The sequence below is a fragment of the Microbacterium pseudoresistens genome (genome assembly GCF_013409745.1).
In the GTDB taxonomy this organism is placed as follows: Bacteria; Actinomycetota; Actinomycetes; order Actinomycetales; family Microbacteriaceae; genus Microbacterium; species Microbacterium pseudoresistens.
The window spans coordinates 1,354,998-1,374,076 of sequence record NZ_JACCBH010000001.1 but is presented as its reverse complement, the minus strand read 5'-3'; the positions used below and the strand labels follow the sequence as shown (position 1 = coordinate 1,374,076).

General features: G+C 70.3%; 19 protein-coding genes. 7 read left to right on the top strand and 12 right to left on the bottom strand.

The window, feature by feature from the left end:
• The first annotated feature begins 37 nt into the window (after positions 1 to 37).
• The 3 genes from BKA02_RS06750 (at position 38) to BKA02_RS06740 (ending at position 4,165) form a co-directional block, all read left to right on the top strand.
• Entirely contained in the window at positions 38 to 1,372 is a 1,335-nt protein-coding gene (locus BKA02_RS06750; RefSeq protein WP_179432480.1) for a sensor histidine kinase, read from the top strand.
• Positions 1,369 to 2,085, top strand: coding sequence for a response regulator (locus BKA02_RS06745; protein WP_179432478.1), 717 nt, complete (start codon positions 1,369 to 1,371; stop codon positions 2,083 to 2,085). Before BKA02_RS06750 ends, BKA02_RS06745 begins: the two co-directional genes overlap by 4 nt.
• A gap of 163 nt (positions 2,086 to 2,248) precedes the next feature.
• Positions 2,249 to 4,165 (top strand): endonuclease/exonuclease/phosphatase family protein, encoded by a 1,917-nt coding sequence (locus BKA02_RS06740; RefSeq protein ID WP_179432476.1) that lies wholly within the window; start codon positions 2,249 to 2,251, stop codon positions 4,163 to 4,165.
• Between the two features lie 23 nt (positions 4,166 to 4,188).
• Here the strand turns inward: BKA02_RS06740 and BKA02_RS06735 are convergent, their stop codons facing one another.
• The 5 genes from BKA02_RS06735 to BKA02_RS06715 all read right to left on the bottom strand — a co-directional run bounded on the left by BKA02_RS06735 (position 4,189) and on the right by BKA02_RS06715 (position 8,657).
• Positions 4,189 to 4,866, bottom strand: coding sequence for a response regulator (locus BKA02_RS06735; protein ID WP_179432474.1), 678 nt, complete (start codon positions 4,864 to 4,866; stop codon positions 4,189 to 4,191).
• Complete coding sequence (locus BKA02_RS06730) at positions 4,859 to 6,058, bottom strand: histidine kinase (RefSeq protein ID WP_179432472.1); 1,200 nt, start codon at positions 6,056 to 6,058, stop codon at positions 4,859 to 4,861. The genes BKA02_RS06735 and BKA02_RS06730 overlap by 8 nt, the downstream gene beginning before the upstream one ends.
• A gap of 66 nt (positions 6,059 to 6,124) precedes the next feature.
• Positions 6,125 to 6,943: an ABC-2 transporter permease gene (locus BKA02_RS06725; RefSeq protein ID WP_179432470.1), complete on the bottom strand. Its 819-nt coding sequence runs from the start codon at positions 6,941 to 6,943 to the stop codon at positions 6,125 to 6,127.
• 44 nt (positions 6,944 to 6,987) lie between these two features.
• Positions 6,988 to 7,740, bottom strand: a complete 753-nt coding sequence (locus BKA02_RS06720) for an ABC transporter permease (RefSeq protein ID WP_179432468.1) — start codon at positions 7,738 to 7,740, stop codon at positions 6,988 to 6,990.
• Positions 7,737 to 8,657 carry an ATP-binding cassette domain-containing protein gene (locus tag BKA02_RS06715; RefSeq protein ID WP_179432466.1) on the bottom strand — a complete coding sequence of 307 codons (921 nt, stop codon included), beginning with the start codon at positions 8,655 to 8,657 and terminating at the stop codon, positions 7,737 to 7,739. Before BKA02_RS06715 ends, BKA02_RS06720 begins: the two co-directional genes overlap by 4 nt.
• A 197-nt stretch (positions 8,658 to 8,854) precedes the next feature.
• On the opposite strand from BKA02_RS06715, the gene BKA02_RS14360 reads away from it, so the two are divergent.
• From BKA02_RS14360 to BKA02_RS06705, 3 genes are all read left to right on the top strand, one after another.
• The gene (locus tag BKA02_RS14360; RefSeq protein WP_246285989.1) at positions 8,855 to 9,751 is read left to right on the top strand and encodes an ABC transporter ATP-binding protein; all 897 of its coding nucleotides are present in this window, start codon (positions 8,855 to 8,857) and stop codon (positions 9,749 to 9,751) included.
• Positions 9,748 to 10,869: an ABC transporter permease gene (locus BKA02_RS06710; protein ID WP_370467851.1), complete on the top strand. Its 1,122-nt coding sequence runs from the start codon at positions 9,748 to 9,750 to the stop codon at positions 10,867 to 10,869. Before BKA02_RS14360 ends, BKA02_RS06710 begins: the two co-directional genes overlap by 4 nt.
• An 86-nt stretch (positions 10,870 to 10,955) precedes the next feature.
• The gene (locus BKA02_RS06705) at positions 10,956 to 11,543 is read left to right on the top strand and encodes a nitroreductase family protein (RefSeq protein WP_179432462.1); all 588 of its coding nucleotides are present in this window, start codon (positions 10,956 to 10,958) and stop codon (positions 11,541 to 11,543) included.
• A 22-nt stretch (positions 11,544 to 11,565) separates the two neighbouring features.
• On the opposite strand, the gene BKA02_RS06700 is transcribed toward BKA02_RS06705, so the two are convergent.
• From BKA02_RS06700 to BKA02_RS14355, 4 genes are read right to left on the bottom strand one after another with little or no spacing between them, the layout of a single operon-like run.
• Positions 11,566 to 12,735, bottom strand: a complete 1,170-nt coding sequence (locus BKA02_RS06700; RefSeq protein WP_179432460.1) for an acetyl-CoA C-acyltransferase — start codon at positions 12,733 to 12,735, stop codon at positions 11,566 to 11,568.
• Positions 12,736 to 12,743: 8 nt separating this feature from the next.
• Positions 12,744 to 14,276 (bottom strand): CoA-acylating methylmalonate-semialdehyde dehydrogenase, encoded by a 1,533-nt coding sequence (locus BKA02_RS06695; protein WP_179432458.1) that lies wholly within the window; start codon positions 14,274 to 14,276, stop codon positions 12,744 to 12,746.
• Positions 14,277 to 14,336: 60 nt separating this feature from the next.
• Complete coding sequence (locus tag BKA02_RS06690) at positions 14,337 to 15,074, bottom strand: SDR family NAD(P)-dependent oxidoreductase (RefSeq protein WP_179432456.1); 738 nt, start codon at positions 15,072 to 15,074, stop codon at positions 14,337 to 14,339.
• Between the two features lie 14 nt (positions 15,075 to 15,088).
• A complete protein-coding gene (locus tag BKA02_RS14355) occupies positions 15,089 to 15,976 on the bottom strand; it encodes a cyclase family protein (RefSeq protein WP_179432454.1) in 888 nt (295 codons plus the stop codon).
• A gap of 86 nt (positions 15,977 to 16,062) precedes the next feature.
• Here BKA02_RS14355 and BKA02_RS06680 point away from each other — a divergent pair, with 86 nt between their 5' ends.
• Positions 16,063 to 16,758 carry a GntR family transcriptional regulator gene (locus tag BKA02_RS06680; RefSeq protein ID WP_179432452.1) on the top strand — a complete coding sequence of 232 codons (696 nt, stop codon included), beginning with the start codon at positions 16,063 to 16,065 and terminating at the stop codon, positions 16,756 to 16,758.
• A 35-nt stretch (positions 16,759 to 16,793) separates the two neighbouring features.
• Here BKA02_RS06680 and BKA02_RS06675 read toward each other — a convergent pair whose 3' ends face one another.
• Genes BKA02_RS06675 through BKA02_RS06665 form a run of 3 tightly spaced genes read right to left on the bottom strand, consistent with a single transcriptional unit; the run spans position 16,794 to position 19,079 of the window.
• The gene (locus BKA02_RS06675; RefSeq protein ID WP_246286195.1) at positions 16,794 to 17,300 is read right to left on the bottom strand and encodes a MaoC/PaaZ C-terminal domain-containing protein; all 507 of its coding nucleotides are present in this window, start codon (positions 17,298 to 17,300) and stop codon (positions 16,794 to 16,796) included.
• Between the two features lie 2 nt (positions 17,301 to 17,302).
• The gene (gene fabG / locus BKA02_RS06670; protein ID WP_343045363.1) at positions 17,303 to 18,082 is read right to left on the bottom strand and encodes a 3-oxoacyl-ACP reductase FabG; all 780 of its coding nucleotides are present in this window, start codon (positions 18,080 to 18,082) and stop codon (positions 17,303 to 17,305) included.
• 52 nt (positions 18,083 to 18,134) lie between these two features.
• The gene (locus tag BKA02_RS06665; RefSeq protein ID WP_179432448.1) at positions 18,135 to 19,079 is read right to left on the bottom strand and encodes an NAD(P)-dependent oxidoreductase; all 945 of its coding nucleotides are present in this window, start codon (positions 19,077 to 19,079) and stop codon (positions 18,135 to 18,137) included.

Here is a 19,079-nt window from a genome sequence, read left to right as displayed (position 1 = left end):
GGATGCCGGGGATGACGCGCCGCCGTACGGTGGAGGGATGTCCGCCCCCGCGCCCGTCCTCGGCGACGCGCCTCGCGCATCCGCGGCCGCGGTTGCAGACCGCGCGCCGTTCCTCCGCGTGCCCACCGACCGCGACCGGCGCACCGACCTCGCCCTGGCGGCGGCGATGCTCGTGGGCGGCATCCTCAGCGCCGCACTGTCGTCGATCGCGCAGCTGTACGGCGATGCGCAGGCACCGCTGTGGTGGGCGCTCGTCTACGTCGTGATCGTGACCGCGCCGCTGGCCGTGCGCCGACGTTGGCCGGGACCGGTGGCGATCGTCGTGGCCGTGGCGTACTTCGTGGCCGTGACCCTGCACATCCCCGAGCTGTACGTCGGCAACATCGCGATGTTCATCGGGCTGTACACGGTGGGCGCCTGGATGGCGCAGCGACGGGCGGCCCTGCTCGTGCGCGCCGGCATCATCCTCGGGATGTTCCTCTGGCTCATCATCGTCATGTACCGGGATGCGATCGGCGAGGCCGAGAAGGCCGACGTCACCGCCGGCGCCTTCTCGCCCTACATCGCGTACATGATGCTGCAGCTGCTGCTCAACGCCCTCTACTTCGGCGGGGCCTACTACTTCGGGGAGCGCTCATGGGCGAACGCGCAGCAGCGCGCCGAACTCGAGCGGCGCACGGCCGAGCTCGAGCGCGAACGCGAGGTCACCGCGGCGCAGGCCGTCGCCCTGGACCGGGTGCGGATCGCCCGCGAGCTGCACGATGTCGTCGCCCATCACGTGTCGGTGATGGGCGTGCAGGCGGGAGCGGCGCGGCTGATCGTCGAGCGCGATCCGGACGCCGCCACGGCCATGCTCGGCGGCATCGAGGAGTCCTCGCGCGAGGCGATCCGCGACTTCCGCCACATCCTCGAGACGCTGCGCGCGCCCGGCGGCGAGGCCGAGGAGCCGTCCTCCACGGTGTCGGTGAGCGACATCGCCGGGCTCGCCCAGGCATCCGATGCCGCGGGCCTGCCCACCGCCTACGCGGTGATCGGCGAGCCGAGCCCCGTCGCACCGCTGTCGGCAGTGAATCTGTACCGCATCGCTCAGGAGGCTCTCACCAACGCCCGCCGTCATGCCGGCCCCGGTGCCACGGCGGATGTGCGCGTGCGCTACGTCGATGATGCCGTCGAGCTCGACGTCGTCAACACCGGCCGCGCCGTGCCGTCTCCGCGCAGCGGGCTCGGACAGCTGGGCATGCGCGAGCGCGCCGCGGCATCCGGCGGCACGATCGAGATCGGCCCGCGCCCGTCCGGGGGGTTCCGGGTGCGGGCGCGGCTGCCGCTCTCCCAGCCCTCCCCGCGCATCCCCGCGACGACGGGAATCGCATGACCGAGGCGGTCCGCGTGCTGATCGTCGACGATCACGCCATGCTGCGGGCAGGCTTTCGCACCGTGCTCGACCTGCAGCCCGACATCGCGGTCGTCGGCGAGGCGGCCACGGGCGCCGAGGCGATCGAGCGCGCGGCCGCCCTGCGCCCCGACGTGATCACCATGGACGTGCAGATGCCCGACATGGACGGCCTGGAGGCCACCCGGCGGATCGTCGCCGACCCGGATGCGGCCACCGCCGTCGCCATCGTGACCACCTTCGACCGCGACGACTACCTCTTCGAGGCCCTGGATGCCGGCGCGAGCGGCTTCCTGCTGAAGAACGCCGGGCCCGAGGAGCTCATCGCCGCCGTGCGGGCGCTGGCCGCCGGCGACGGGATGCTCGCCCCCGAGGTGACCCGCCGCGTGCTCCGCCGCTTCGCCGAGACCCCCTCTCGGTCGTCCCGCGGGCGTGACCAGGCGACGCCTGCCGAGCCGGTCTCCGCTCGCGCTGCGGACGCATCCGCCGTCGGCATCCTCGTCGAGCCGCTCACCGAACGGGAGGCCGAGGTGCTGCACCTCATGGCGGATGCGCGAAGCAACGCCGAGATCGCCGCGGCGCTGTTCATCGGCGAGGCGACGGTGAAGACGCACGTGTCGCGCGTGCTGCAGAAGCTCGGCGCCCGCGACCGCGTGCAGGCCGTCGTGCTTGCTCATCGCCACGGCCTCGCCTGATCCCCGCCCCGTTTCCCTCCCCTGACCGCGAGACGACAACTCCGTTCCGAGACGGAGGATTCCACACACCCTCTCGGGGCGGAGTCGTCGTCTCGCGGGGAGGGAAACGGGGAACGCGGCGCGGGTTCTTGGCACCGGCGCGGCTCTCCGCCAGACTCGGGCCATGAGAAGGGTCTCGCTCAGCGCCCTCGGCGTCGTCGCCGCGTGGCTGCTCATCGATTTCTGGCGTCTCTGGACGCCGTCGCTCATCACCCTCTTCGGCAGAGCCGCCGAGACGCCTCCCGAGATCATGGGCCTGTTCGCCCTGATCGTCATGGCGCTGCCGCTCGTGATCGTCGCGTTTCTGCGCGGCCCGTCGGTGCGGATCGCCACGGGTCTGCTCGTCGCAGCGTTCGTCGTGCGCATCCTGCTGCGGATGAATCCCTCCGGCGGCGATGTGCAGCTCTACGGCTCGTCGATCGGCGTCGTGCTCACGGTCGCCGCGGTGTGCCTTGCCGCCGGCGCCCTGGATCGCGCGTTCGTGCCGAGCATCCTTCTCGGCGTGGCGGTGAGCGTCGGATCGCACGCGTTCCTCGGCGGGTTCGGGGCGGTGTGGCGCAGCGATGGATGGGATGTCGCGCTTCTGCTCGTGCAGGCGGTCTTCGTCGGTGTCGCCGTGCGTCGCGCGGTGCACGGCATCGACCTGCCGATCGGCCGCTCGCCCATCTCGGTGCGCACCGGCGTGCTGCTTCTTCCGGTGCTGCTGCTCACGCTGCTCGCCCTGTCGAACGTCGGGCGCGGATCGGTCGTCGAGACGCTCTGGGGACCGGTCGCCGTCGTGCTCGGCAGCGGGGCCGCGGCGGTCGTCGCCCTGCTCCCCGCTCCCCGCGCGCGGCCGTGGGCATCCGCCGTGCTGTTCCCCGCGGCCGTCGCGCTCTCGCTCTTGCCGCAGGTGATGCGCGACGGCGCCGACGGCGCGCTGCCCTTGTGGGCGCTGCCCGCATTCCTCGTCGGCCCCGCCGCGGGCGCCCGCCTGCTGCTGTACGCGGGCCCTGGCCGGTCGCCGCGGCGCACGGCGCTGGCGACGGGGATCGGCGCCGTCGTGTGGACCGCCCTCTTCTTCGCGTTCTACGCCGGATACGACCTGGGCTATCGCGCGGATGCCGTGCTCGTGATCGCGGCCGTCGCGATCTCGGCGTGGGTGCTGTCGTACCGCGCCGGCTCGCACGACCCCGACTTCGGCGAGGCGTCGGCCGTGCGCATGGACGACTCCGGCGCCCGTGCGGCTGCCGCCGCCTCCATCGGCACGGTCGTCGCCGCAGCGCTCGCCCTGGTGGGCCCTGCCGTGACGATCCCGCCGGTCACCGGAGCCGAGGCATCCGGCGCCTCCGACAGCGAACTCACCGTCGCCGCGTACAACGTGCGGATGGGCTATGGCATCGACGGGCGCTTCGACCCGATCGCCGTCGCCGAGCAGATCCGCAGCTCCGGTGCCCGCGTCGTGCTGCTGAGCGAGGTCGATCGCGGCTGGCTGCTCAACGGCGGACAGGATCAGCTGGCGATCCTCGCCCGGATGCTCGGGATGCAGGCCGTGTTCGGCCCCGCGGGAGACCAGGTGTGGGGCGATGCGATCCTCACCGACCTGCCCGTCTCCGATGTCGCGACCCTGCGGATGCCGATGTTCGACGCCGTGACCGGCGCAGGGATGACGGCGGCCACGGTGCACTGGAACGGGCACGACGTACGGGTCATCTCCACGCACCTGCAGCCCGATTCCTCCGGCGTCGACCGCACACAGCGCCAGGCCGAGATCTTCGCCCAGGCCCTGCGCGACGCCGGCGCCGACGGGCCGGGCGAGTACGACGCGGTCGTGGGCGGCGGCGACCTCAACACGGAGGTCGACACCGCCGCGTGGAAGACGCTGATCGGCTCCGGCGCGCAGGACGCGCTGGCGCGCATCCGACCTGCCCTCACCTCGTCGGCCGACGACCCGCAGAAGGAGATCGACCACCTCTTCGTCTCGGGCCTGCGCGTCGTGGATGCCGCGGTCGTGCCGTCGCAGCTGTCCGACCACTTCATGATCACGACGACGCTGCGTTGAGTCAGGGCGCGCGGCGGATCGGCTCAGACGATCCCGTACGCGTAGGCGAGGATCACCAGGTGCACGCGGTCACGAGCTCCGAGCCGCGCCAGGATGCGGTTGACGTGGGTCTTGATCGTGGCGGGTGACAGGTGCAGCGCCGCGCTGATCTCCGGGTTGGTCAGCCCTTCGGCGATACCCAGGAACACGTCGAGCTCGCGCGGCGACAGCACGGTGCGCGGGTCCGGCCCCTCGGCCTCCCGCAAGGGGTCCGCGTCGACGAAGGTCTCGATCAGGCGGCGGGTGACACGCGGTTCGAGCACGGACTCTCCGCGCGCGACGGTGCGGATCGCGTCTGTGAGCACTTCTGCCGGGGAGGACTTGAGCAGAAAGGCGCTCGCGCCGGCGCGCAGGCTTCCGAACGCGTACTCGTCGATGTCGAAGGTGGTCAGCACGATGACCTTCGTGCGCGGCTCGGCGGTGACGATCCGCCGTGTGGCCTCGATGCCGCCGATCCCCGGCATCCGCACGTCCATCAGCACGATGTCGGGGTGCAGCCGCGCGGCGAGCGCGACGGCCTCCTCGCCGGTGGCTGCCTCCCCGGCGACGACGAGGTCGTCGGTCGACTCGATCACGAGAGTGTTGCCCGTGCGGATGAGCGCGTGGTCGTCGACCAGCAGCACGCGGATCGGAGCGGCCTGCTCCATCGCCGTCTCACCCATCGACGCCCCCGGGAGCAGGAAGCTCGACGCGAGTGCGCCATCCGCCGCCGATGCGTGGCTCCGACTGCGCCGTCCCGCCGTAGGCGCGGGCCCGCTGTGCGATCCCCGCGAGCCCGTGGCCGGGGATGATCCGCCCGGCAACGGGTGCGCCGTCGTCTTCGACCGTGATCACGACGCCCCGCCCCGACCGCGTGATCGCCACCGCCGCACGGGTCGCCCCCGCGGCGTGACGCAGCGTGTTCGTCAACGACTCCTGCACGATCCGGTAGATCGTCTGCCGCAGCGCCGTGTCCTCCGGAACCGAGGGGCCGGTACGAGTGAGGGTCACGCCCAGCCCGGCGGCGCGGACGTCGTCGACGAGCTCCTCGAGGCTCGGCAGGTTGTCGCCGGAGTGGTGCAGGTTGGCGTCGAGACCCGCGTCGGCGTTACGGAGCAGACCGAGCGTGCGGTGCATCTCGCCGAGAGCCTCGCGCCCGGTGGAGGCGATCTGCGCGACGGCCGCATCCGCCTTCTCCGGATCCTTCTCCCGGATGCTCCGGGCGCCGTCGGCGAGGGAGACGACCATGGTCAGGGCGTGAGCGACGACATCGTGCATCTCTGCGGCGATGCGGGTGCGCTCGGTGACGGCGGCGTTCTCGATGCGCTGATTCACAAACCTCGTCAACCATTCGTTGTGTTCGCGCCGGTTGCGCACGATGACTCCGATGATGAGCGCGAGGAGCGAGAAGGAGTCGAGCAGGGGGAGCGGCGGGCGCACGCCGTTCAGCGAGTACGGTACGGTGGCGAGCACCGTCGCGGGCAGGGCGATTCCGTAGCCGAGGAGGGCGCGGGCCGTGGACTGCCGTGAGGCGACCGTGTAGATCGCGAACGCGAACGGACCCTGCGGGAACCCGTACCCGGGTTGCGCGAGCGGGCTCAGCGCGCATGCCACGCCGACCACGACCATCACCGTGAACGGCCACCGGCGGCGCACCATCAGCGCCGCCGCGACGACCGCGAGGATCAGGTAGCCCCACCACTCCCCTGCGCTGTCGCGAAGGATCATCGCGATCATCTGCGGTACGCATGCCAGGAGCACGACCACGATGTCGATGGCGAGATCGACGCCGCGCTGGTGTCGCCGTACCCAGGCGGCCAGCCGTGTCGGCGGGCGCCGCAGATCGTCGAGCTTCACGCTCAGGCCCTGCGTCATCCCAGCCCCCTCTCCTCCCCGCACGATACCGACGCGCACCGCTCCGCGGCGACCGCTTCGCGTCGTTCAGGCGTCGCGGGCTTTGAGCAGCACGCCCGCCACGGCGACGGCCCCAACCGCCCATGTCACGAGCACGCCGTAGCCCGGCCACGGGGCGAGCTGGGCCATGCTGTCGAAGTCGGAGATGAGCCGTCGTCCTGCGAACGTCGGCATGAAGTCGGCCAGGCGGTCGACCCCGGGTATCGAGGAGAGCACGAGCGGCAGCACCACGAGCATCCCGAGCACGGTCGTCAGCGCCGCGACCACGTTGCGCAGCACCGCCGTCACACCCACGGCGAACGCGGCGATCGCGGCCAGGTAGAGCCCGGAGCGCAGGACGAGGCCGAGAGTCTCGCCCCAGGAGGGCGCGTAGAGGACGTCCGATCCGCCGAGGATCAGGGACGATGCGGTGAGGGAGCTCCCGGCCCCGGCCACTCCGATCATGAATCCGACGGCGGCGAGCACGGCCGCCTTGCCGGCCAGCCATGGCAGGCGCGTCGGCAGAGCCAGCAGCGATAGGCGGATCTGCCCGGAGGCGTACTCGCCCGAGACGGCGAGCACCGCCAGCACCGCCACGAGGATCTGCGCCCACAGCACCCCGTCGACGAACTGCATCGGCACGGCCGAGATCGTCTGCCCTGCGAAGCGCGGGTCGGTCAGCCGCGCCAGAAGGCCCAGCGAGAACATCGCCCCCGAGCCCGCGATGAGGACGACCCCGGCGATGACGAGGATCCGGTGCGACCGCAGCGTCCAGATCTTCACCCACTCGGCGGCGACCCCTCCGAACAGGGCGAGACGCGGGCGGCGGAAAGCCGTCGGGTCGGATGGTGGGGTCGTGCGGATCATAGTTCTCTCCTGTTCCTCTGCTCTCGTCTGCGGCGCCATGGGGATCACACGTCCCGCGTGCGGACGGTGACCACGGCGGCGCTCAATGCGACCAGCATCCATACGGCGAGCACGGCGAGCCCTCCCCACGGGGTGAGCGCGGCGGCGGGATCATCGGGGGCGATGAGCGCGCCGGCGGCGGTGCCGGGAAGATATGCCACGAGCTTCTGCACCTCCGGCACCGGGATCATCGCCACGGCGAACGGCAGCACCCACAAGATGCCGGCGACCGTGAGGATCCCGGCGACGAGGTTGCGCACGAGCGCGCCGATGCCGAGGGCGAAGACGGCGAGAGCAGCGAGGGAGAGTCCCGAACCGGCCAGCAGACGGGCGGAGAGCGCAGGATCGGCCATGGTGTCGATGCCCGCGGCGAAGGCGCCCGCGGCAAGCGCCGCCGCGGCACCCATCACCCCCACGAGGAACGAGACCGCACCGACGATGAGCGCCTTGGCGACGACGACTCGCCCCCGTGTGGGGACGGCCAGGAACGTGACACGGCTCATCCCGGTCGACCATTCGGAGCAGATCGCGACGACGGCGAGCACCACGAGCACCATCTGCGCCCAGGTCACCCCGTTGAGAAGGTCCGTGACCGCCGCGCCGGGAGCCCCGGGATCACCCGTGCGCGCCCAGATCAGGACGGCTGCGATCCCCACGATCAGGGTGAAGGCCGCCGCAGCGGTGACGATGTTCGAACGCAGGGTCGAGAACTTCATCCCCTCCGAGCGCAGCACGCGCGTCATGCTCACCCCGGTCATGAGGCGTCCTGCTCGGTGAGGCCGGCACGGTACTCCACCGCTTCGCGGGTCAGCTCCGAGTAGGCCTCTTCCAGCGTGCGATGGATCGGGGCGATCTCAAGCAGGACGATCCCGCTCGCGGCCGCGCGCCGCGCCATATCGTCGACGGGGAGGCCGACGATATCCGCCGTGTCGGGCGTGAGACTGGTCGCCTGCACGCCGTCGGCGGCAAGCAGGCGCAGAAGCTGCTCGAGCTGTCCGGTGCGCACCCGCACGCGCTCGGTCTCAGCCGTCAGGGCCGCGATCGGCGCATCCGCGATCAGCTCTCCGCGGCCGATGATGACGACCTGCTCAGCGACGAGTGCGAGCTCGGCGAGCAGGTGGGAGGAGAGGAACACGGTGCGCCCCTCGGCGGCCAGGGAACCGAGGAGCTCACGGATCCAGGTGACACCCTCCGGGTCGAGGCCGTTGACCGGCTCGTCGAGGATGAGCGTGTGGGGATCGCCGAGCAGGGCGACGGCGATGCCCAGACGCTGCGCCATGCCGAGGGAGAACGCACCGGCCCTGCGGGTGGCCACGCTCTCCAGCCCGGTGATGCCGATGACCTCCTCGATACGGGCGCGGGAGATGCCGTGCGTCGCCGCGACCGTGCGCAGGTGATCGACGGCGCGGCGGGAGCGGTGGGCGGACTTCGCATCCAGCAGCGTGCCGACCTCCCGCAGCGGCGCAGGCTGCTGTGCATACCGCTTCCCTCCGATGAGCGCCTCGCCCGAGGTCGGTCGGTCGAGCCCGACGATCGACCGCATGGTCGTGGACTTGCCGGCACCGTTCGGTCCGAGGAAGCCGGTCACACGCCCCGGCTGCACCTCGAACGACAGATTCCGCACGGCCCACGTCCGCCCGTACCGCTTGCTCAGCGACCGCACTTCAATGCTCACGACATACCTCCGATGGATCAGCGCATTCCTCTGCGTCACTTCGACGTTACGAACCGCCCTCCCTGCTCCGATGCCAACCCAGGGTTGAATCCGCGGGAGCGCGGTCCACTCCCGGCTCCCCCGCACGGGGGATACGCACGCGAGGAATCCGCTTCGCGGGGGATGCCCGCGCCACCCCGCCTGCCTACCGTGGAGGCATGACCACAGGACTCCTCGACCTCTCGGGCATCACCAAGAGCTACGGCTCCCGGCGCGTGCTCGACGACATCACCTTCTCGGTCTCGCCGGGGCGGCTCACCGGGTTCGTCGGCGGCAACGGCGCGGGCAAGACCACCACGATGCGGATCGTGCTCGGTGTGCTCGACGCCGACGGCGGCTCGGTCTCGCTCGACGGGGCGAGGGTCACGACCGCCGACCGCCGCCGCTTCGGCTACATGCCGGAGGAGCGCGGTCTGTATCCGAAGATGAAGGTGCTCGAGCAGGTCGTGTACCTGGCCCGGCTGCACGGCTTCGGCAGGGCCGAGGCCACCGAGCGCGCGACGGGCCTGCTCACCGAGCTCGGCCTCGGCGAGCGCCTCGACGACAAGATCGAGTCGCTGTCGCTGGGCAACCAGCAACGCGCGCAGATCGCCGCGGCCCTCGTGCACGAGCCCGAGGTGCTCATCCTCGACGAGCCGTTCTCGGGCCTGGATCCTCTCGCCGTCGACGTCGTGGCCGGGGTGCTCCAGGCACGGGCGGCGCAGGGTGCGTCCATCATCTTCTCCTCGCACCAGCTCGACGTGGTCGAGCGGCTGTGCGACGACCTCATCATCATCGCCGGGGGCACGATCCGCGCCGCCGGCTCGCGCGACGCGATGCGTGCCGAGCACTCCACCCTCCGCTACGAGCTCTCCGGCTCCACGGACGCCGGATGGGTGCGCGACGAGGCCGGCGTCGAGGTCATCGACTTCGAGGGCGGCACGGCCGTGTTCGACGCCGACTCCCCCGAGACCGCCCAGCGCATCCTGCGCTCAGCCCTCGATCGCGGCGAGGTCACGACCTTCGCCCCGCAGCACCCCTCGCTCGCCCAGATCTTCAAGGAGGTCATCCAGTGACCACGCAGACCCCCGTCGTCGCGCGCAATGCCGCGACCGGACCTTTCAGCACGGCGAGCGCCGTGTGGCTCGTCGCCGAGCGCGAGATCGGCTCGAAGCTGCGCAGCAAGGCGTTCCTCATCTCCACGGGCATCCTGCTGCTCATCGCGCTGGCCGGCGTGCTCATCGGCGGGTTCATGAGCACCACGCCCTCCAAGACGCCGGTGGCCGTCACGTCGGCCACCGCGGCGGCGCTGCAGGGCATGGACGGCTTCGAGGTCACCGAGGCGGCGGATGCGGATGCCGCCGAGCAGCTCGTGCGCGACGGCGAGGTCGATGCGGCGCTCCTCCCCAGCGACGATGCCGTGTTCGGATACACCGTCGTGGTGAAGTCGGATGTGTCGAGCTCCCTCGTGATGACGCTGTCGAAGACGCCGCACGTCGACGTGCTCGAGCCGGCGAAGACCGACCCGCTGCTGCGCTATTTCATCGCGATCGGCTTCGGCATCGTGTTCCTCATGGCCGCCTCCACCTTCGGCGGCACGATCGCGCAGAGCGTGGTGGAGGAGAAGCAGACGCGCGTCGTCGAGCTGCTCATCTCCGCCATCCCGACGCGCGCGCTCATGGCGGGCAAGATCATCGGCAACACGATCCTCGCCATGGCGCAGATCGTGCTGCTCGCGGCGATCGCCGTGGTGGGGCTCATCGTCACGGGTCAGAACGCCGTGCTCGCGGGGCTCGGCGGACCCATCCTGTGGTTCGCGGTGTTCTTCCTGTTCGGATTCATCCTGCTCGCGTCGCTGTTCGCCGCCGCGGCCGCGATGGTCTCGCGCCAGGAGGACATCGGGTCGACGACCATGCCGATCACGATGCTCGTGATGGCCCCGTACCTGCTCGTGATCCTCTTCAACGACAACCCTGTCGTGATGGCGATCATGTCGTACGTGCCGTTCTCGGCGCCGGTGGGGATGCCGATGCGACTGTTCCTCGGCGACGCGCAGTGGTGGGAGCCGCTGCTGTCGTTGCTCATCCTCATCGCCTCGTGCATCGTCGCGATCCTCATCGCGGCGAAGATCTACGAGAACTCGCTGCTGCGGATGGGTGCCAGGGTCAAGCTCGTGGAGGCGCTGCGCGGCTGATCGCGGTTACGTCGCGGGGCGCGGGAATATGCGCGCATGGATCGGTTCGATTCCGTGCACGACGTAGAACGACCCGAAAGGCACCCATGACAACGCCGCTCCTGGACCGCACCGCATCGACCGCGCACCCTGTGCTCGGCATCCTCGCCGAACGCTGGAGCCCGCGGGCGTACGACGCGGACACTCCCACCGACGAGGCCAAGCTCGCCTCGGCGCTCGAAGCGGCGCGGTGGTCGCCCTCGGCCAACAACTCCCAGCCGTGGCGGTTCATCGTGGCGCGTCGCGGCACCGAGCTGCACCGCGGAATCGTCGACGCGCTGATGGGGTTCAACCAGGCCTGGGCGGGCAACGCCGGCGCGCTCATCGTCGCCGTGGCCGAGACGGCGAACGCCGAGGGTGTCGCGTACAGCCACGCCGTCTACGACCTGAGGCAGGCCGCGGCACACCTGTCTGTGCAAGCCCACCACGATGGACTGGTCGTGCACCAGATGAGCGGATTCGACCCCGCCGCGATCAGCGCGCTGGTCGGGCTCGAGGAGCGCTTCACGCCCACCACGGTCATCGCCCTCGGCGAGCTGGGCGACGCGGCCGCGCTGCCCGAGCCGTTGCAGGAGCGCGAGATCGCCCCGCGCGTGCGCCGTCCGCTCAGCGAGACCGTCGTCGCCAGCGCCTGAGGCCGCTGTCTTGTCGCGCGCTCTATCGTTCGAGGACGACCGCGAGCCCCTGCCCGACGCCGATGCACAGCGCGGCCACGGCCACCCCGCCGCCGCGCCGACGCAGCTCGTGCGCGGCGCGACCAATGACGCGGGCGCCGGACGCGCCGAGCGGATGCCCGATCGCGAGCGCGCCCCCGTGGACGTTGAGCCGCGCCGGGTCGAGCTCGGGCCACGACGCCAGGCACGCCAGGGACTGCGAGGCGAACGCCTCGTTCAGCTCGACGACGTCGACCTCGCTCCACGCCCGCCCGGCGCGCGCGAGGGCACGGTTCGCCGCCTCCACGGGTGCGACCCCGAACACATCGGGGTCGTTGCCGTAGACGCCGCGACCGGCGATCCGGGCGAGCGGTTCGCCCTCGATCGTGCCCTCGGCGGCGACGAGGATCGCCGCGGCACCGTCGTTGATCGATGAGGAGTTGCCGGCTGTGACCGAGCCGTCCTCGACGAAAAGCGCGCGCAGCGCACCGAGGCGCTCCAACGTCGTGTCCTCGCGGATGCCTTCGTCGCGCTCGAGCTGCGCGTCGGGCACCTGCACGATCTCCCCGTCGAAGACCCCGTCGCGCCACGCCTCCGCGGCGAGGCGATGGCTCCGCAACGCGAAGGCGTCCTGCGCGTCCCGGGAGATGTCGTACCGCTGGGCGAGCAGTTCGGCGGACTGCCCATTCGAGATGGTCCAGTCCTTCCGAAGACGGGGGTTCACCATCCGCCACCCGATCGACGTGTTCCACATCGTCGGATTCCCCGATGCGGGCCAGCCCTTGCCCGGCTTCTCGACGACGAACGGGGCGCGACTCATCGACTCGACCCCGCCCGCGAGCACGATGTCGGCATCCCCTGCTTCGATCGCGCGCGAGCCCTGGATGACGGCCTCCATCGAGGATCCGCACAGCCGGTTCACCGTGACGCCGGGCACGCTCGACGGAAAGCCGGCCAGCAGGGCACCGAAGCGCGCGACGTTCCGGTTGTCTTCGCCGGCCTGATTCGCGTCGCCGAAGATCACATCGTCGATCCGACTCGGGTCCAGCCCCGTCCGGCGCACCGTCTCGGCCATGACGACCGCGGCGAGATCGTCGGGACGGATCCCGGACAGTGCGCCGCCCGCCCGCCCGAAGGGGGTGCGTACGGCATCGTAGACGTAGCTGTCAGACACGGCGACTCTCAATCGTTGCGGGGGAAACCGAGGTTGATGCTACTCTGCGTCGCGCCGTGCCGACCGGCCGGATCGAGCCAGCGCGACGTGACGGCCTTTTCCCGGGTGAAGAACTCGAACCCGTGCGCGCCGTACGCCTTCGCATCGCCGAACAGCGACGCCTTCCATCCGCCGAAGGAGTGATAGGCCACCGGCACCGGGATGGGGACGTTGATGCCGATCATCCCGACCTCGACCTCATGCTGGAACCGTCGGGCGGAACCGCCGTCGTTCGTGAAGATCGCCGTGCCGTTGCCGAACCGGCCGGAGTTGATCAGATCAACCGCCTCCTGGAAGCTCGACACGCGCACGACCTGCAGCACCGGCCCGAAGATCTCCTCCCGGTACGCGCGCGACTCGGTGGGCATCCTGTCGATGAGTGTCGGGCCGAAGAAGAACCCGTCCTCGCAGCCCTGCACCACGTGGGTGCGCCCGTCGACCACGATGGTTGCGCCGTCGCCCTCGGCGATGTCGACGTACTCGGCGACCTTCGCCCGGTGCTCCCGGGTGATCAGCGGCCCCATGTCGGGCTCGACACCGTCCACTCCCGCGCCGTCGCCGACCCGCAGTCCCGCGATGCGCTCTGCGATCTTCTCGATCAACGAGTCGGCGACGGGTTCGACCGCCAGCACCACACTGATGGCCATGCACCGCTCTCCCGCGGCGCCGTAGCCGGCGTTGACGGCCTGATCGGCGGCGAGATCGAGATCGGCGTCGGGCAGCACCAGCATGTGGTTTTTCGCCCCGCCCAGCGCCTGCACCCGTTTGCCGTGCTTGGCCGCCGTCTCGTAGATGTACTGTGCGATCGGGGTCGAGCCCACGAACGAGATCGAGGCGATCCGCGGATCCTCCAATAGCCCGTCCACGGCGGTCTTGTCCCCCTGCAGCACGGTGAAGACGCCGTCGGGGAGTCCCGCCTCCTGCCACAGCCGCGCGATCCACAGCGCCGCGGACGGATCCTTCTCGCTGGGCTTGAGCACCACGGCGTTGCCCGCGGCGATGGCGATCGGGAAGAACCACATCGGCACCATGGCCGGGAAGTTGAAGGGCGAGATGATGCCCACCACGCCGAGCGGCTGCTTCAGCGAGTACACGTCGATGCCCGTTGAGGCGTTCTCGGTGAACGCGCCCTTCATCAAGTGCGGGAACCCCGTGGCCAGCTCCACGACCTCCTGGCCGCGAGCGATCTCGCCCATCGCATCCGAGAGCACCTTCCCGTGCTCGGCGGTGATGATCGCAGCCAGCTCGCTCTTCTTCGCATTGAGCAGCTCGCGGAACGAGAAGAGCACCGCCTGGCGCTTCGCGACGGAGTACTCGCTCCACACCCGGTACCCGGCTTCAGCCGAGGCGATCGCCCGGTCGATGTCGCCCGCGTCGGCGAGCGCGAGCCGACCGCTCACGGCGCCGGCCGCGGGGTTGAAGACGTCCGCCGTGCGGGCGCCCGCAGGCGTCTGCTCGACGCCCTCGATCCAGTGACCGATCTCGCGAACCTCAGTGTTCATTGCTTTTCTCCTGTTCTGACTTCTTGGGACGACTGCGCGCAGCGCGCATTCACGACCGGCTCATCGCAGCACCGATACGCCGCCATCGACACGGAGGATCTCCCCGGTAATCCACTCCGAGCGCGGACCGCCGAGGAAGGCGATCGCCTCCGCTACGTCGGCAGCAGCGCCCTGACGTCCCAGCGGGACTCGGGCGAGGAGCGCGGCGAGGTAGTCCGGATCCTCGCGCAGAGCCGCATTCATCGGCGTCTCGACGGGCCCTGGCATCACCGCGTTGACTCGGATGCCGTGTGGTGCGAGCGATACGGCGGCTCCCCGCGTCAGCGAGATCACCGCCCCCTTCGTCGCCGCGTATCCCGAGCTGGTCGCTCCCACATGCTCCGCCGCGACGGAGGCGAGGTTCACGATCGATCCACCCGTCCCGGAGTCGATCATCGACCGCGCCACGGCCTGACTCGCCACGAGGACGCCCTGGACGTTCACCTTCCAGAGCAGCTCGAAATCCTCCAGAGGCATGTCGACGAAGCTGTGGCGGCGGACGATTCCTGCACAGTTGACGAGCGTGTCGATCCGGCCGCGCTGTTCGACGACGTCCGCGACGACCTGGTCGACGCGCTTCCGATCGCTCACGTCGAGCACGTGACCCGAGCCGCCCAGACGCTCCATGTGCTCGGTGACGGCGCCCGCGAGGTCGAGGCCGATCACGTGCGCGCCACGCGTCGCGAACAGTTCCGCCACCCCGGCACCGATGCCCTGCGCAGCTCCGGTGATGACGACCGTGCGTCCGCTGTGCTCCATCGTGCCCTCCTGACTCATACGATCACCATCGGATTGACGTTCCCGCCGGTCGCGCCGCGGATCGGCAGAGGGGCGGCCACGAACATGCCGGCGTGTCCGCCGGCGGCGAGGTCGTCACGCGCTCGCGAGAAGTCGCAGTTGTCGATGAGCACCAGCCCGATCGCCCAGTTAAGCAGATGAACGGCCGCCGGAGGCTCGTCCGGATGCTTCGCGTCCAGCAGGTCCCATGCGACCGCGGCGATGGGCTGCGCGGACAGCCAGCGTGCACCGCTCTCGCCCACGCCCGGTCGGCGCTCCGCCCGAAGCGGCCCGCCGGCGGCGACGTAGCGGTCGCGCCCCAGGTCGAGCATCAGCACGTCGCCCGACTCGATCGTGCGCCCCGTGCTCTCGAGGGCGCGGCGAAGGTCCTCCGCGGTCACGGGCTGATCGACCGAGACCCACTCGACGCCCCGGGCTGCAGCGAGGTCGAGATGAACGGCTCGGCCCACCACGCTCTCCACGGCCAGCTCGGCCAGCGTCGCCAGGCCCGGAGTGTCCGTCGCCGACCCTCCGTACCATCGGCCGTCGACCGCGGTGTGGTTCAACGCATCGATGTGTGTGTTGTCGATGCCGTGTGCATCGAGGCGCACGTGGTCGGTCCCCGAGCCGATCGCCGGGTCCGTGAACACTCCCGTGGGCTCCTGCCGGAAGAAGGTCTGCACTTCGAATCCGGGGAGCTCGTCATGACGCAGGTTCGGTCCCTCCGTCAGCGGCAGGGCGAGCGAGTGGACCCGGCCCGTACGGATCTCCGCGGCTCCTCGCAGGCGCGCCGCGGGATCGATGCGGGAGAGGGTGCCCAGAGGAGCGGGGCCGGAGGCGAGCTCTTGCGCCCCGCGTTCGCGGATCCAGTCGAGGTATGTCACGGGTTCCCCTTTCCGAGTGCGATAGCATCAGCCGGACGACCGGTATCAAGTATCAGCGTCGAAGTGAAGGAAAGAAGGGAAGAGGCATGCTCGAGACCTCGAGACGCCCCGTGCGCGGAAACCTCAAGCAAGAGGTCGCCCAGCACGTCCGAGATCTGATCCTCTCCGGCGAGCTCCGGCCCGGCATCCGCATCGACCAGGATGCGATCGCCGACGAACTGGGCGTGTCCCGCCTCCCGGTGCGCGAGGCGCTGATCACCCTCGAGACCGAGGGGCTGGTCGAAGGCATCGCCCGGCGCGGCATGTACGTCGCCCAGCTCGAGCGCGACGACATCCGCGACCACTACGAGATGTACGGGATGCTGTCGGGGATCGCGGCGAGCCGCCTGGCCGGCGCCCCCGACGCCGCCGTGCTCGAGCAGTTGGAGAGCGTGCAGCGCGAGATGCGCGCGACCGAGGACCCTCACGAGCACGATCGCCTGAACTACGCGTTCCACCAGCTCATCAACCGTGCCGGCGCGTCGCGGCGCCTCCGCTCCGTTCTGCGCGTTCTGTCGCAGAACATGCCCAGCGCCTTCTTCGCGCAGCCCGTCGAGTGGGACTGGAAGGAGCGCGCCATCGCGGAGCACGACGACATCATCAGCGCTCTGCGCGACGGCGACGCCGATGCCGCCTTCGCGAAACTCTCCGGGCACTTCCGACACACCGGAGAGCAGGCGGTGCGCGTGCTCGAACGGCAGGGATTCTGGGACGCTCCCGCCGACAGCGTCGCGACGGCCTGAGCGTCGGCGCCGCACGGGCCGCGTCATCGTCGCGATCATCTGGACGGCTCGGAGACTCGCTCCGCATCCAACGCCGCCGCACGGCACAGCACCATGACGGTGATGATGCCGTCCTGCACGACCTCGCCGCGCTGATTGATCAGCTCCATCCGGCGACGCACGACGCCCCGATCCCCCCGGCTCGTGAGCCGGGTCGACTCGATGGTCAGGCGGAGGTGCACGGTGTCGCCGATGAAGATCGGCCCGACGAACTTCCACGACTCGATCTCCAGCATCGCCGCCATCGAGGTGCGGAACACGCCGAGCCGATCCAGCAGACCGGTCGCGATCGACGCTCCCAGCATCCCGTAGGCGACGCGTTGACCGTACATCGTATTCTTCGACGCCTCGACGTCGAGATGGATCTGGTTGAAGTCGCCGCTGACCCCGGCGAAGTTGACGACGTCCGACTCGGTGATCGTGCGCCCCGAGCTCGTGAAGGTGTCGCCGGGGGCGAGGTCCTCGAAGAACCGCCCGTCCACAGGCATCCGTTCCTGAGTCATGGTCACATGTGCCTTCCTCCGGTCACCTCGAGGAGGCACCCGGTGATGTACGAGGAGTGGTCGCCGGCGAGGAAAAGCGCGGCGTCCGCGACGTCTTCGGGGAGCCCGATCCGCCCGAGCGGCACCGTCTGAACGGACGCCTCGAGCACGTCCTGATCCATGGCGTCCGTCATCGCCGTCTTGATGAGGCCTGGCGCGATGGCGTTGACCCGGATCCCATAGCGCGCGACCTCCTTGGCCACCGCCTTCGTCATGCCGACCATGCCCGCCTTGGCGGTGGAGTAGTTGCTCTGCCCGGGGTTTCCGACCTTGCCGGAGATGGAGGACATGTTCACGATCGAGCCCCCGGTGCCTACCGCGCGCATCGCGGCGACCACGGCACGCGTGCAGAGCCAGGAGCCCTGCAGGTGCACGTCGATCACGAGCCGGAAGTCATCCAGGGTCATCTTGCGCAGCACCGCGTCCCGGGTGATGCCGGCGTTGTTGACGAGCACGTCGATCCCGCCGTACGCGCCCGTGACCTGCTCGACCATCTGCGCGACGGACTGCTCATCCGTGACATCGACCTCGACGGCCATCGCGGCGCTGCCTCCGCGGACGAGCTCGCCCGCCCGAGCCGTCGCCTTGTCCGCGTTGAGATCGGCTATGACGATACGGGCCCCCTCGCTCGCGAAGCGCGTAGCCATCGCCCAGCCGAGCCCGTCGGCGGCGCCCGTGATGAGGGCTGTCCTGTTCGCGAGCACGCCTTCGTTCGGCGTCACGCTGAGCAGATCGACGTCCACGGCATCCTCCTTTGATATTTGATACAGTATCATTAAATCGCGATCACGGCACTCAGACGATCACCCGGATCGGATCGCCTGAGCGCCAGGCCGCGATGTCTGCCACGACGTCGCGAAACCAGTGCTCCAGCCCGAGATCGGTGACGTACCCGAGGTGCGGGGTCAGGATCACATTCGAGCGTGCGCGGAGCGGATCCCCCGCTTCCAGGGGCTCGGCATCGAAGACGTCCAGCGCCGCGCCGGCCAGACCGCCTCCATCCAGCGCCTCGGTCAGCGCGAGGCGATCGACGAGGCCGGAGCGGGACGCGTTGATCAACCACGCCGACGCCTTCATCCGCTCCAGTACCGGACGCCCGACGATTCCCCGAGTCCGGTCGTTCAGAGGAGCATGCAGCGACAGGAAGTCCGCCCGTTCGACGACCTCATCGAACGACGCCGCGATCGCATCGTTCTCGGCGGCACGCTCAGGCGTCAGCGTCGGCGTCCACGCGCGCACCTCCATTCCGAACGCGGCGCCCACTCGCGCCACTTGAGAACCGACGCGGCCAAGACCGATCAGACCGATCGTGCGTCCATGCAGCGCCGTTCCGGGCAGAGACGGCCACTCACCGGCTCGCATTCCGGGCAGGACTCGGTCGAGTCGACGCGCCGCAGCCAGGATCAAGGCCCAGGTCAACTCAGCCGGGCCCCCGGGATGCGATCCCGTGCCGCACACGATGATCCCGCGCCGCCGGCATTCGTCGAGGTCGATCGCCGCGTTTGCCGCGCCCGTCGTGACGATCAGGCGCAGATCGGGCAGCGCCGCCAGAAGCGTCTCGGTGATCGGGGTCCGCTCGCGCATGGCCACGGCGACCTCGGCGCCGGCGAGGGCGTTCGCCACGGAGGGTTCCCCCACCAGATGCTCGGTCTGCACGGTCACCGAGACGCCGGCGCCCAAGGACTCCCAGTCGGCCGAGCGCGCTGCACCCTCCCAGTCATCGAGGACGACCACGCGCAC